This is a genomic window from Pseudomonas sp. UME65 (assembly GCF_014170225.1).
Taxonomy (GTDB): Bacteria; Pseudomonadota; Gammaproteobacteria; order Pseudomonadales; family Pseudomonadaceae; genus Aquipseudomonas; species Aquipseudomonas protegens.
In genome coordinates this window covers 604,541-617,252 of record NZ_LZZQ01000010.1, presented here as the reverse complement: position 1 = coordinate 617,252, position 12,712 = coordinate 604,541, and the positions used below count along the sequence as shown (strand labels likewise).

At 62.6% G+C, this 12,712-nt stretch carries 15 protein-coding genes; 7 read left to right on the top strand and 8 right to left on the bottom strand.

Annotated features, from left to right (window positions below; all coding sequences use genetic code 11):
- Positions 1 to 7: 7 nt before the first annotated feature.
- From flgJ to A9971_RS10585, 6 genes are all read right to left on the bottom strand, one after another.
- Positions 8 to 1,270, bottom strand: coding sequence for a flagellar assembly peptidoglycan hydrolase FlgJ (flgJ, locus tag A9971_RS10610; protein ID WP_011059953.1), 1,263 nt, complete (start codon positions 1,268 to 1,270; stop codon positions 8 to 10).
- A gap of 10 nt (positions 1,271 to 1,280) precedes the next feature.
- Complete coding sequence (locus tag A9971_RS10605; RefSeq protein ID WP_011059952.1) at positions 1,281 to 2,390, bottom strand: flagellar basal body P-ring protein FlgI; 1,110 nt, start codon at positions 2,388 to 2,390, stop codon at positions 1,281 to 1,283.
- Between the two features lie 15 nt (positions 2,391 to 2,405).
- Positions 2,406 to 3,101 (bottom strand): flagellar basal body L-ring protein FlgH, encoded by a 696-nt coding sequence (gene flgH, locus A9971_RS10600; protein ID WP_011059951.1) that lies wholly within the window; start codon positions 3,099 to 3,101, stop codon positions 2,406 to 2,408.
- Positions 3,102 to 3,162: 61 nt separating this feature from the next.
- A complete protein-coding gene (gene flgG / locus A9971_RS10595) occupies positions 3,163 to 3,948 on the bottom strand; it encodes a flagellar basal-body rod protein FlgG (protein ID WP_011059950.1) in 786 nt (261 codons plus the stop codon).
- A 45-nt stretch (positions 3,949 to 3,993) separates the two neighbouring features.
- Positions 3,994 to 4,734, bottom strand: coding sequence for a flagellar basal-body rod protein FlgF (flgF, locus tag A9971_RS10590; protein ID WP_015634616.1), 741 nt, complete (start codon positions 4,732 to 4,734; stop codon positions 3,994 to 3,996).
- A gap of 205 nt (positions 4,735 to 4,939) precedes the next feature.
- A complete protein-coding gene (locus tag A9971_RS10585; RefSeq protein ID WP_015634615.1) occupies positions 4,940 to 6,508 on the bottom strand; it encodes a sigma-54-dependent phenylalanine hydroxylase transcriptional regulator PhhR in 1,569 nt (522 codons plus the stop codon).
- Between the two features lie 307 nt (positions 6,509 to 6,815).
- Between A9971_RS10585 and phhA the strand changes: the two genes are divergently transcribed.
- The 3 genes from phhA (at position 6,816) to A9971_RS10570 (ending at position 9,230) form a co-directional block, all read left to right on the top strand.
- A complete protein-coding gene (gene phhA, locus A9971_RS10580; RefSeq protein ID WP_011059947.1) occupies positions 6,816 to 7,607 on the top strand; it encodes a phenylalanine 4-monooxygenase in 792 nt (263 codons plus the stop codon).
- A 70-nt stretch (positions 7,608 to 7,677) separates the two neighbouring features.
- On the top strand, positions 7,678 to 8,034 hold the full coding sequence (locus A9971_RS10575; RefSeq protein WP_007930096.1) for a 4a-hydroxytetrahydrobiopterin dehydratase: 357 nt from the start codon (positions 7,678 to 7,680) through the stop codon (positions 8,032 to 8,034).
- Positions 8,034 to 9,230, top strand: a complete 1,197-nt coding sequence (locus tag A9971_RS10570) for an amino acid aminotransferase (RefSeq protein WP_183000568.1) — start codon at positions 8,034 to 8,036, stop codon at positions 9,228 to 9,230. Before A9971_RS10575 ends, A9971_RS10570 begins: the two co-directional genes overlap by 1 nt.
- A 104-nt stretch (positions 9,231 to 9,334) precedes the next feature.
- Here A9971_RS10570 and A9971_RS10565 read toward each other — a convergent pair whose 3' ends face one another.
- Together A9971_RS10565 and A9971_RS10560 are read right to left on the bottom strand one after the other, a co-directional pair.
- Entirely contained in the window at positions 9,335 to 10,105 is a 771-nt protein-coding gene (locus tag A9971_RS10565) for an anti-sigma factor (RefSeq protein WP_183000598.1), read from the bottom strand.
- Positions 10,105 to 10,611, bottom strand: coding sequence for a sigma-70 family RNA polymerase sigma factor (locus A9971_RS10560; protein ID WP_065363353.1), 507 nt, complete (start codon positions 10,609 to 10,611; stop codon positions 10,105 to 10,107). The genes A9971_RS10565 and A9971_RS10560 overlap by 1 nt, the downstream gene beginning before the upstream one ends.
- Before the next feature lie 148 nt (positions 10,612 to 10,759).
- Between A9971_RS10560 and A9971_RS10555 the strand changes: the two genes are divergently transcribed.
- The 4 genes from A9971_RS10555 (at position 10,760) to A9971_RS10545 (ending at position 12,687) form a co-directional block, all read left to right on the top strand.
- Entirely contained in the window at positions 10,760 to 11,731 is a 972-nt protein-coding gene (locus A9971_RS10555; RefSeq protein WP_183000567.1) for a metallophosphoesterase, read from the top strand.
- Between the two features lie 12 nt (positions 11,732 to 11,743).
- Entirely contained in the window at positions 11,744 to 12,061 is a 318-nt protein-coding gene (locus A9971_RS10550) for a cupredoxin family copper-binding protein (protein WP_047284470.1), read from the top strand.
- A gap of 228 nt (positions 12,062 to 12,289) precedes the next feature.
- Positions 12,290 to 12,421: a hypothetical protein gene (locus tag A9971_RS32900; RefSeq protein WP_015634613.1), complete on the top strand. Its 132-nt coding sequence runs from the start codon at positions 12,290 to 12,292 to the stop codon at positions 12,419 to 12,421.
- Between the two features lie 83 nt (positions 12,422 to 12,504).
- On the top strand, positions 12,505 to 12,687 hold the full coding sequence (locus tag A9971_RS10545; protein ID WP_011059945.1) for a hypothetical protein: 183 nt from the start codon (positions 12,505 to 12,507) through the stop codon (positions 12,685 to 12,687).
- Positions 12,688 to 12,712 lie beyond the last annotated feature (25 nt).

The window sequence follows — 12,712 nt, the reverse complement described above, 5'->3', positions numbered from 1 at the left end:
TCAGACCTTATAAATTCGTGGAAACGCCAGCCGCAGCGTAGTTCTGGTAATTCTTCATCTGCTTGGCTATCTGCGAAATCTTGCTTGCGTAATCCGGGTCCGTTGCATACCCGGCTTTTTGCAACTCGCGAACAAACTGTTCTGGTTTATCGGCCACCTTCAGCACTTCTTGATAGCGATTGTTGCTCTGCAACAAGGTCACCAGATCGTGGAAGCTGTCCTGATAGGAATCGTAGGAACGGAACGCCGCCGTCTCCTTGACCATCTGCCCGTTGCGGAACTCGCTGGTGATCGCCCGGGCCTGTGCACCCTGCCAACTGCTGCCGGCCTTGATGCCGAACAGGTTGTGGCTGCTGCTGCCATCCTGCTGGCGCATCACCGATTTGCCCCAGCCGGTTTCCAGGGCGGCCTGGGCCACCAGGTAGCGCGGATCGATCCCGATACGCTGGGCCGCCTGCTGCGCCATCGGCAGCATGGTGGCGACGAAGTCGTCGGCGGAACTGAAGGCACGCTTGGCCGGTGCCAGCGGCGGCTGGGCCATGGCCCGGCCATAGACCCGCATCTTGCCCTGGGATGCGGCGTAGCCCTGATTGACCCGCCACTCGCCCCGCAGCACGGCATCGGCGGCCGGGCTGTTGCGGGTCGGCGCGGCGTTCTGTGCGCCGCCCTCGACGGCACCGGCCGACGGCACGATGCCGGTCAACAGGCGATCGGTGAGCTTGCTGGGCAGGGACAGACGACGCTGGTTGAGCAGCACCATGTCGTTATGCGCCACACTCGTGCGCAAAGGATCGTGGGCCCGCGAAGCCCACATCGGGCGCTGGCCGTTGACCCGGCTCAACGGACCATCCTGGGCCGTGGTACCGGCAGCGATCGGCGTCGGAGTCGCCACCGGCGCCGCGGCCGGCAAAGTCGTGGTGGCCGCATTCGGATGAGCCGGCTTGTTCTTCATCATCTGGCGCATCAGCACATTGGCCAGGCCGATACCGCCACCCTCGCGAGACAGGGACACCGCCAACTGCTGGTCATACATGTCCTGGTACTGCTTGGCGGCCGGGGTATTGAGCGGGTTGTCCTGGCCTATGACGTCAGTGGCCTTGCGCATGGACTTGAGCATTTCATTGAGAAACAGCGACTCGAACTCCTGCGCCACTTTGCGCACGTTGGCTTCGCCGTCCTTGTCGCCGACCTTCAGTTGCTGCAGGCGGTTGAGGTCGGAGTAAGACCCGGAGTCGCCGCTGCCAATCAGTCCGCTCTTACGAATATCCATGGCGCTCACCTCAAATCACGATCAGGTCGGCCTGCAAGGCGCCGGCCTGTTTCAAGGCTTCGAGGATGGCCATCAAGTCGCCTGGCGCCGCGCCCACCTGGTTCACCGCCCGGACGATCTCATCCAGAGTGGTGCCCGGGCCGAACTTGAACATCGGCTTGGCTTCCTGCTGAGCATTGACCCGCGAGCGGGGCACCACCGCGGTCTGGCCATTGGACAGAGGGCCGGGCTGGCTGACGATCGGGTCTTCGGTAATGGTCACGGTCAGGCTGCCGTGGGTCACCGCCGCCGGCGAGACCTTGACGTTCTGGCCAATGACGATGGTGCCGGTACGGGAGTTGATGATGACCTTGGCCACCGCCTGCCCCGGATCGATCTCCAGGTTCTCCAGGATCGACAGGTAGTCCACACGCTGGCTTGGGTCCAGGGGCGCGGTCACCCGGATCGAGCCACCGTCGATGGCTTGGGCCACGCCTGGGCCGAGCATGTCGTTGATCTTGTCGACGATGCGCTTGGCGGTGGTGAAATCCGAACGGTTGAGGTTCAGGGTCAGGCTGTTGCCCTGGTTGAAACCACTGGGCACGGCACGCTCGACCGAGGCGCCACCAGGAATCCGCCCGGCCGACGGTACGTTGACGGTGATCTTCGAACCGTCGCGTCCTTCGGCATCGAAACCACCCACCACCAGGTTGCCCTGGGCGATGGCGTAGACATTGCCGTCGATACCCTTGAGCGGCGTCAGCAGCAAGGTGCCGCCGCGCAGGCTCTTGGAGTTACCAATGGAGGACACGGTGATATCCACCTGCTGGCCCGGCTTGGCGAACGCCGGCAGATCGGCACTCACCGACACCGCCGCGACGTTCTTCAACTGCACGTTGCCGGAGCCGGCCGGCACCTTGATGCCGAACTGCGACAGCATGTTGTTGAAGGTCTGCAAGGTGAAAGGCGTCTGGGTAGTCTGGTCGCCGGTACCGTTAAGCCCGACCACCAGGCCATAGCCGATCAATTGGTTGGAACGCACGCCGGAAATGCTGGCGATGTCCTTCAACCGCTCGGCCTGGACGCCAAGGGAAGTGGACAGCAACAACGCCGCCGCCATCAGGTGCTTGAAATTGAGCATGAGTCTTTTCATCACCTAGAAAGGGAACAGCGGGCTGAGGAAGAAACGGTCGAACCAGCCAGGCTGGTTGGCATCGGCAAACGAGCCGGTGCCCGAATAGGTAATGCGTGCATCCGCGACCCGGGTCGAGGACACGGTGTTGTCGGTGGCGATGTCGTCCGCCCGTACCAGGCCTGCAATCCGCACCAGCTCATCGCCGGTGTTGAGAGTCATCCACTTCTCGCCGCGCACCGCGATGATGCCGTTGGGCAGTACGTCGGCCACGGTCACGGTGATCGAACCGGTCAGGCTATTGCTCTGGGCCGCCTTGCTGTCGCCCTTGGTGGCGCGATTGCCGCTGTAGCCGGCATTCAGGGTCAGGTCGCCGTCGCCCAGCGGGTTGTTGGTGTTGGGCACGGCACCGAACAGCGAGGTCAGGCCAATGCTGTTGGAACTGGTCTTGGTCAGCGCCGAGTTGGCACCCTTGCTGGCGTTGGTCCGCTCGTTCAGGGTGATGGTGATGATGTCACCGACCCGGAACGCCTTGCGGTCGCTGTACAGGTTCTGCTCGAAGCCGGCCTGGTAGATCGAACCGTTGTTGGACGCGGAAGGCAGCGGTGTACGCGGCAGCACCGGCGCGTAGTAAGGGTCATTGGGCTTGGGCGGCGGGGCGACACAGCCCGCGAGCACGGCACTCCCACTCAGCGCTAGAACACAAATAAACCGATTCATGACCCTTCCTCACGATGTTGCCGGCGCGCCACTTCAGACCCGTGGCGACCTCAAGACTTGATTACAGCTTCTGCGTAATGAACGAGAGCATCTGGTCCGCGGTGGAGATCACCTTGGAGTTCATCTCGTAAGCGCGCTGAGTGGTGATCATATTGACCATCTCCTCAACGGTGCTGACGTTGGAGGCTTCCAGGGTGTTCTGCAGCGTGGTGCCGAAACCGTTGAGGCCCGGGGTACCGATCTGCGGCGCGCCACTGGCGGCGGTTTCCAGGAACAGGTTGTTGCCCTGGGCCTGCAGGCCTGCCGGGTTGATGAAGTCGGCGGTTTGCAGGTTGCCGATCACCTGGGAAGCCGGGTTGCCGGCAATGGTGATGGACACGGTGCCGTCCTGGCCTACGGTGAAGGTCTGCGCATCGTTGGGCACGACAACCGCAGGCTCCAGGGCAAAACCGCTGGCGGTGACGATCTGGCCGTCGGAGTTCAGGTGGAAAGTACCGTCACGGGTGTAGGCCGTGGTGCCATCGGGCTGCAGGATCTGGAAGAAACCGCGTCCGTTGATGGCCAGGTCCAGAGGTTGCTCGGTGGTCTGTAGGCTGCCGGCGGTGAAGTTCTTCTGGGTGCCGACAATGCGCACACCGGTACCGACCTGCAGGCCGGTTGGCAGCTCGCTGTCCTGGGTGGACTGGGCCCCCGGCTGACGCTTGATCTGGTACAGCAGGTCCTGGAACTCGGCGCGATCACGTTTGAAGCCCGTGGTCGAGACGTTCGCCAGGTTGTTGGAAATGACGGTCAGGTTGGTGTCCTGGGCGGACAGACCGGTTTTGGCAACCCATAGAGCCGGAAGCATTGATTTCTCCTCTCGCGCCTGTTTTACGGCGCTAGATACTGGTAATTAGCTGATCTGCAAGACCCGAGCCATGGCCTGGTCGTCTTCTTTGGCGCTGTTCATCATCTTCACGTGCAATTCGAACTGCCGGGACAGGGCCAGCACCGCGGTCATCTCTTCAACGGCGTTGACGTTGCTCGACTCCAGGAAGCCCGAGACCACCTGGACATTGGCATCGGCGGGTGCCGGCTGGCCGTCCTTGGTCTTGATCGAGCCGTCCAGGCCTTTGGTGAGGTTCTTGATGTCCGGGTTGACCAGCTTGATGCGGTCGACCTCGGCCATGACTCGCGGGCCCTCGCCCATGGCACGGATACTGATGGTGCCGTCCTGGCCAACTTCGATCTTCTGCTCGGGTGGCACGGCGATCGGGCCGCCATTGCCCATCACCGGCATGCCGTTGCCGGCGCGCAGCACACCCAGGGCGTCGACATTCAAACTGCCGGTACGCACATAGCTTTCGCTGCCGTCGGGGCTCTGCACGGCGATCCAGCCGTTGCCGCTGACGGCCACGTCCAGGTCACGACCGGTCTCCACCATCGAGCCGGCACTGAAATCCGTTGCCGGGCGCTCGCTCATGGCAAAGGCGCGCGCCGGAAAGCTGTCACCAAATACCGGCATCGCACGGGCCTGCTCCAGGTCGCGCTGAAAACCATTGGTAGAGATGTTCGCCAGATTGTTGGCATGAGCCTTTTGCGCCAGTGCATTCTGGCTGGCGCCGGTCATTGCCACATAAAGGTACTTGTCCACAGTCTTTCCTCTGTCTGCCGGACGTTTGCCGCCCACCGCTGTACTGCGAAGCCATAAGCAATAAGCGCACCAACTTTTTCACGCAGTGGTGATCCCCAGGCGGGGCAAGGCTTTGCCTGATTACAGAGGAAAAAACAGCGCTGGCAGAAGACGGAAAAACGGCGGTCTTATGCCGCTACCGGCAAGTAACGGCCCGGATACAAGCCTAGGGATTGTCGCCGGCATTCCTGCCGACCTCGTATTCGCGCAGTTTGTTGGCGATGGTGGTGTGGGAAACCCCCAGCCGCTTGCCCAGCTGACGGCTACTGGGGTGCTCGGCGTACAGACTCTCGAGCACGGCCTTTTCAAAGCGCCCGACAATCTGTTCCAGGCCACCCTCCAGGGAGAAATCGCCAAGCGGCTGGCGCGCACCATAGTCCGGCAGCCGGATGTGCTCGGTCTTGACCGTACCGCCATCGCACAGGGAAACCGCCTGAAACAGCACGTTCTCCAGTTGCCGCACATTGCCCGGCCAGTGGTAGTGACTGAGGCGTTCCATGGCCGCCGGCGCCAGACGCGGCAACGGGCAACCGATCTGCCGGCTGGCCTGGTCGAGAAAGTGCTCCACCAGGGGGGTCAGGCCGTCGAGGCATTCGCGCAATGGCGGAATGTGCAGGGACAGCACATTCAACCGGTGATAGAGGTCCTGACGGAACTCGCCCCTGGCGCACAACTCGGAAAGATCCACCTGGGTCGCGCAGATCACCCGCACATCCAGGTACACCTCTTCATCGCTGCCGACCCGGCGGAAGCAGCCATCCTGCAGGAAGCGCAGCAGCTTGACCTGCAAGCGCGGGCTCATCTCCCCTACCCCGTCGAGAAACAGGGTGCCACCGGCGGTCAGCTCCAGCAGCCCCAGCTTGCCCTCTGCCCGAGCCCCCTCGAAGGCGCCGGGGCCGTAGCCGAACAGCTCGGTCTCGGCCATGGACTCCGGCAACCCGGCGCAGTTCAGGGCCATCAGCGGCGACTGCCCGCGCGGGCTGGCCAGGTGACAGGCACGGGCCAGCAGCTCCTTGCCGGTCCCGGTCTCGCCCTCGATCAAAAGCGGCGCATCCAGCGGCGCCATGCGCCGCGCCTCACGCACCACCGCCGCCATGACTTTCGAACTCTGGAAGATGCTGTCGAAGCCCCGCAGCTCCTGCTTGCGCACGTTGTAGATGCGCTCGCCAACGCGATCCGCCCGGTGCAAGGTCAATACCGCGCCGGCCATGGCTTCGCTGTCGTCATGTTCCGATTGCAGCGGCGCGATGTCCGCCAGGAACACATCACCCCTGACCTTGACCCGCAACCCGTTGATCCGCGACTGGTTGGCCCGCACCAGTTCCGGCAAGTCGAAGTCTTCGGCGTAGCGCGACAGGGGAATGCCCGGCACCTCGTCCACCCGCACCCCCAGCAACTGCGCTGCGGCCCGGTTCGCCGCCACGATGGAGCCGCCCATGTCGATGGACAGCACCGGGAACTCCAGGGCCCCCAACAGCGCATTGAGCTCCATGTGCCGGCGCTCGCTAGGCATCAACCCGACTCGCTTGACGCCAAACACCCCGGCGATGGACTCGAACTTGGGGCGCAGCGCCTGGAATTGCAGGTTGATCAGGTTCGGGCAGTGCAGATAGATGGCATTGCCATGCTCGCCCCCCACCTCGCCACGGGCCACGTTGATCCCGTATTCCACCAGCAGGTTGAGAATGTCGCGCAGGATGCCGATGCGATTCTGGCAGTGAACTTTGATACGCATAGAAGGAAGGCCCTGGGACTGACAGTGAAAGGCATAAGCGCCGAAAACCGACGCTTATGGCATCGGGCTTTACAAACTTTCTGCAGGATGGCGCAGATAATCGTCAAGATTATGTGACAGCAAAGCGCTTTTTCAAACCTGAAAACCCACCACAGGGTGGAGACCCCGCCAGATTCGTAACGTTTACTTTACAAATGGGTGCACGACAGCCCTCTACCCGCACCGGCCACCTGCTGCAAAGCGTCGCACCCTCAGGTATCACTGGAGTCACACATAACAAGAACGCATCCCCTGGCAGGAGAGCAGCATGAAGCAGACGCAGTACGTGGCCCGCGAGCCCGACGCGCAAGGTTTTATCGACTATCCACCCGAAGAGCACGCGGTGTGGAACACCCTGATCACACGCCAGTTGAAAGTGATCGAGGGTCGTGCGTGCCAGGAATACCTGGACGGCATCGACAAGCTCGGCTTGCCCCACGACCGTATTCCGCAACTGGGTGAAATCAACAAGGTCCTGGGTGAAACCACCGGCTGGCAAGTGGCCCGGGTACCGGCGCTGATCCCCTTCCAGACCTTCTTCGAACTGCTGGCCAGCAAGCGCTTTCCCGTGGCGACCTTCATTCGCACCCGCGAAGAACTCGACTACCTGCAAGAGCCGGACATCTTCCACGAGATCTTTGGCCACTGCCCGCTGCTGACCAACCCCTGGTTCGCCGAATTCACCCACACCTACGGCAAGCTCGGCCTGCAAGCCACCAAGGAAGAGCGGGTGTACCTGGCGCGCCTGTACTGGATGACCATCGAGTTCGGCCTGGTGGACACCCCGGCCGGGCGGCGCATCTACGGCGGCGGCATCCTGTCCTCGCCCAAGGAGACCGTGTACAGCCTGTCCGAAGAACCGGAACACCAGGCCTTCGACCCGCTGGAAGCCATGCGCACGCCGTATCGCATCGACATCCTGCAGCCGATCTATTTCACCCTGCCCAACCTCAAGCGCCTGTTCGACCTGGCCCACGAAGACATCATGGCCCTGGTCCACCAAGGCATGCAGCTGGGCCTGCACGCCCCCAAGTTTCCGCCAAAACCCAAGGCGGCCTGAGCGGCCCGCACTCGCGAGCCGCTGCGAAAGATAGTAACTTCCAACAAGAATTGAATCCTGGGAACCCACCATGACCGCTCTGAACCAAGCCCATTGCGAAGCCTGCCGTGCCGATGCTCCTCAAGTCAGCGACGAAGAACTGCCGGTACTGATCAAGCAGATCCCTGACTGGAACATCGAAGTTCGCGATGGCGTGATGCAGCTGGAAAAAGTCTTCCTGTTCAAGAACTTCAAATTTGCCCTGGCCTTCACCAACGCCATGGGCGAGATCTCCGAGGCCGAAGGCCACCACCCGGGCCTGCTCACCGAGTGGGGCAAGGTGACCGTGACCTGGTGGAGCCACTCGATCAAGGGCCTGCACCGCAACGACTTCATCATGGCAGCCCGCACCGATGAAGTGGCCAAGACCGCAGAAGGACGCAAGTAATGCACTTCGACGCCATCGGCCGGGTTCCCGGCGACCCGATTCTCGGCCTGATGGGGGCCTACGCCAACGATCCCAACCCGCGCAAGTTCGACCTCGGCGTGGGGGTCTACAAGGACTCCCAGGGCCTGACGCCGATCCCGCGCTCGGTGAAGCTGGCCGAACAGCGCCTGGTGGACAGCCAGGACACCAAGATCTACATCGGCGGCCATGGCGACGCGGCCTTCGGCAAGGTGATCAATGAACTGGTACTGGGCAGCGATTCGAAACTGATCGCCACCCAGCGTGCCGGCGCCACGCAAACCCCGGGCGGCACTGGCGCCCTGCGCCTGAGTGCCGACTTCATCGCCCACTGCCTGCCGGGCCGTGGCGTGTGGCTGAGCAACCCGACCTGGCCGATCCACGAGACCATCTTTACCGCGGCCGGGGTCAAGGTCAGTCACTACCCCTATGTGGGCAGCGACAACCGCCTGGACGTCGAGGCCATGCTGGCGACCCTGAACCAGGTGCCCGAGGGCGACGTGGTGCTGCTGCACGCCTGCTGCCACAACCCCACCGGCTTCGACCTCGGCCACGCCGACTGGCAACGGGTGCTGGACGTGGTACGCAGCCGCAAGCTGCTGCCGCTGATCGACTTCGCCTACCAGGGCTTCGGCGACGGCCTGGAGCAGGATGCCTGGGCCGTGCGGCTGTTCGCCGCCGAACTGCCGGAAGTGCTGATCACCAGCTCCTGCTCGAAGAACTTCGGCCTGTACCGCGACCGGACCGGCGCTTTGATCGTCTGCACCCAGGACGCCGAGAAACTGCTCGATGTGCGCAGCCAACTGGCCCATATCGCCCGTAACCTGTGGTCCACGCCACCGGATCACGGCGCGGCGGTGGTCGCCACCATCCTCGGCGATCCGGAGCTGAAAAGCCTCTGGGCCGACGAAGTGGAAGCCATGCGCCTGCGGATCGCGCAACTGCGCGCCGGCCTGGTGGAAGCCTTGCAACCCCATGGCCTGGCCGAGCGCTTCGCCCATATCGGCGTGCAACGGGGAATGTTCTCCTACACCGGCCTGAGCCCTGCCCAGGTCCAGGAACTGCGTGACCACCACAGCGTGTACATGGTCAGCTCCGGCCGCGCCAACGTGGCCGGAATCGACGCCACGCGCCTGGACTTGCTGGCTAGCGCCATCGCCAGCGTCTGCAAGGGCTGATCCCTCCCCTACCGGCAAGCCCAGCCTCTGCACTGCGGTGCCGAGGCTGGGCTAGCTGCCCCAGTTCGCAAGCCCTGGCCCCACCCTCGCAACAACGCCCCGCCTCAAAGATCTTTCTGAATCAACTGCCCCAACGCCGCCAACTCGCTCTGCTCCAGGTCGGACACCAGGATGAAGCGCAGGTGATTGCGCCGCCATGCCACCAGGTTATAGCCGCGCAAGGATAGGTTTTGCGCTGCTGCATCGGCATCCGCCGTGGGCAGGATGAACAGGTTGATCAAGTGCCGCCCATGACCATAGATCAGGGCCGCCGCACTTTGCTGCTGCAGGTAGTCCAGGCGCCCGCCCAGCAGCGGATAGCCCTGCTGACTGAAGTCGAAGACCGGCGGGGCAAAATCCAGCTTGCCGGTGAACCAGGGCTTGACCGTGTGCCGGTCCGAGGACACCACGTCATTCAAGTGATCAACCATCAGCGAACGCACATGACTGGACACTGCCTCATCCAGCCATGGCCGCTCGACAGAGGGCGCTGCCAGGTAGAACACCAGGGCCAGGGCCAGCGCCAGGCTCGAAAATCCCGGGGCCAGCCAGCGCCAGCCGCCACCTCCCAGCCAGCGCTGGAACAACCCCGCAGGAGGCGAGGCAGGTGCGTCGATGCTGGCCAGCAGACGCTGGGCCAAGCCTACCGGTGCCTGGTGATAGGACATGTGAGCCTTGAGCTGTGCCACCAGACGCCGGGCGTCGGCATATTCCCGAGCACATTCGGCACAGTGGCGTAGGTGCTCGGCCACCTCGGCAGCGGCATTGGTTTCCAACTCGTTGTCTAGGTAGCCATGCAGCCACGCCCTACAGGTCTTGCAGTCGATATCGTTGATCATGGCCGGGACTTCTGCAGTTGCAGCCGGAGCATGGAACGTGCCCTGGCAAGACGCGACATGACCGTTCCCAGGGGGATATCAACGATCTTCGCAATGTCCTTGTAGGGCATATCTTCCAACTCCTTGAGCACTATCACCTCACGAAACACCGGAGCCAGAGCCAGGAGCGCCTGCTGCAACTGCTCCACCTCCTGCCCCTGGATCAGTTGCCACTCCGGTGTTCGTCCATCGGCCAGGGCCGGATCGTCTTCGCCACAGGTCTCGTCGAAAGCCACCGCGCCCTGGCGTGCCGATGCCTTGAGCCAGTTGTAGCTTTCGTTGCGCACTATGGTCAGGAACCAGGCCTTGGCGTTGCTGCCGTCGAAACGATGGAGGAACTTCACTGCGCGAAACGCGCTTTCCTGAACCACGTCCTGGGCCGCGCTGTCGTTATCAGTCAGCCAACGCGCGAGGTTATAGGCCGCATTCAGATGCGGCAGGAACAGTTCCTCGAATCGCGTCATGGTGGCTCCGTCTCCTTTGCACCCTATAACGGTGAAAGCCGGCGTTTTATTCCCGAAATAAAAAACTTCTTTCCTGGAATAAAGCCCCGCACCGCACGGTTTTACAGATGTGAGACCCATCACTGTAGACCGCTACCGAGGGCGCACCATGGATACCCATGCCACATCGCACACCCGAGCCACCGACAGCCCGCAGAACCCCGACCGACGCACTTTGCTCAAGTGCTCGGCCTGGGCCGGCGCCGGCGTCATCTGGGCCTTGAGCGGAGGGATCCCGCGGGCCTTTGCCCTGGACCAGGCAGGCCAGCCAAGCGACCCCACCGCACTGAACAGCAGCTTTCACTTCGTACAGATCAGCGACTCGCATATCGGCTTCAACAAGGAAGCCAACCCGGAACCGGTGAAGACCCTGCAAGTGGCCATCGACAAGGTCATTGCCCTACCCAGACGGCCCGCACTGATCCTCCATACCGGGGACATCACCCACCTGTCCCGGGCCGAAGAGTTCGACACCGCCGCCCAGTTGCTCAAGGGCCTGCCCTCCACAGTGCACTATGTGCCGGGCGAGCATGACACCCTGGATGAAGGCGGCGGCCAGCTTTACCTGCAGCGCTATGGCAAGGGCACCCGCGGGAACGGCTGGTACAGCTTCGACCAGCAGGGTGTGCACTTCATTGCCCTGGTGAATGTCTTCAACCTGCAACCCGGCCATGAGGCCACCCTGGGCGCCGAGCAACTGACCTGGCTGGCGGACGACCTGCGGGCAGTGGCCAGCAGCACGCCGATCGTAGTCTTCACCCATATCCCGCTGTGGACCATCTATCAGCCCTGGGGCTGGGGCACGGAGGACGGCGACCAGGCCATCGCCCTGCTGCGCCGCTTCGGCTCGGTGACTGTCCTCAACGGTCATATCCACCAGGTCATCCAGAAAGTCGAGGGCAACATCACCTTCCACACCGCTCGCGGCACGGCCTACCCGCAACCAGCCCCCGGTGCCGCGGCCAACCCCGGGCCGATGACCGTGGCTGCCGACCAGTTGCGCAATTACCTGGGCATCACCGATGTTCGCGCAATCCAGGGCGAGCACCCCCTGGCCCTGCTCGACTCCACTCTGGTCTGAGGTCCTCGTGCGATGAAGACATTGCTCACGCTGCTGCTTCTGGGTTGCCTGGCGACGCCGGCCTGGGCCCAGGAGGTGAAGATCGATATCCGCGCGTTCATGTACAACCCCCAGGATGTGCAAATCACCGCGGGCACCCGGGTCACCTGGGTCAATGACGACCAGATACCGCACACGGTGACCGAGACCCACAAGCTGTTCCGTTCCGCTGCACTGGACACCAACGACAGTTTTTCATACCAGTTCGATACCCCCGGCACCTACCAGTACTTCTGTGTGTTGCACCCACAGATGATCGGCAAGATCATCGTCAACCCGCCACAACCCTAGGCAACAGGCCCGTTGCAACGCCTTATGCGGCGCTGTACCGGGCCGCCATCGCCGGCCCGCACATGCCGTTTCATGCGCGGCCAAAGCACCCAGAACCTGACGAATAACCCTCGACCGAGGGGAAATAAAAATCTTTCTGTCATTTGTACTGCTGTATCCTGCCCAGGCTTTTTAAAAGCGCGGATCTACCCAGCGATTTAAAAAACAGACTTTGCGAGGAGCAACGACATGCATGAGATCCCGAATCTCCCCTTCCCAAGCCTGCACGAAACTGAGCAGACAACTCCGCCACAAGCCAGTGCCGACAAGCCTGTAGTGCAAGAAGCCGCCGACAGCCGCAAGGCCGACAGCGAAGACTGAAAGCTGTAACCAGACCGTGTGGAAAGCGCTACTCAAGCGCTTTCCACACCGCCTGAAACCCTCCTCCCGAGCCCCGCCGCACCATGACCGAATCCTTCAGCGAAACCCAAGCCAGCGTGCTGATCGGCACTGCCGAACAGATGATCGACGTGTGGAATCGCCTCAGCGAAGAAAAACAGGCCGCTCTGCTGGCCCGCTTCGGCACCCAGGAAAATGCCCTGGCCGCCCTGGTCACCACCCGGTTGCTGGGCAACAATGACGCCTGAACCGACTCCGGCCAGGTAAAAACCT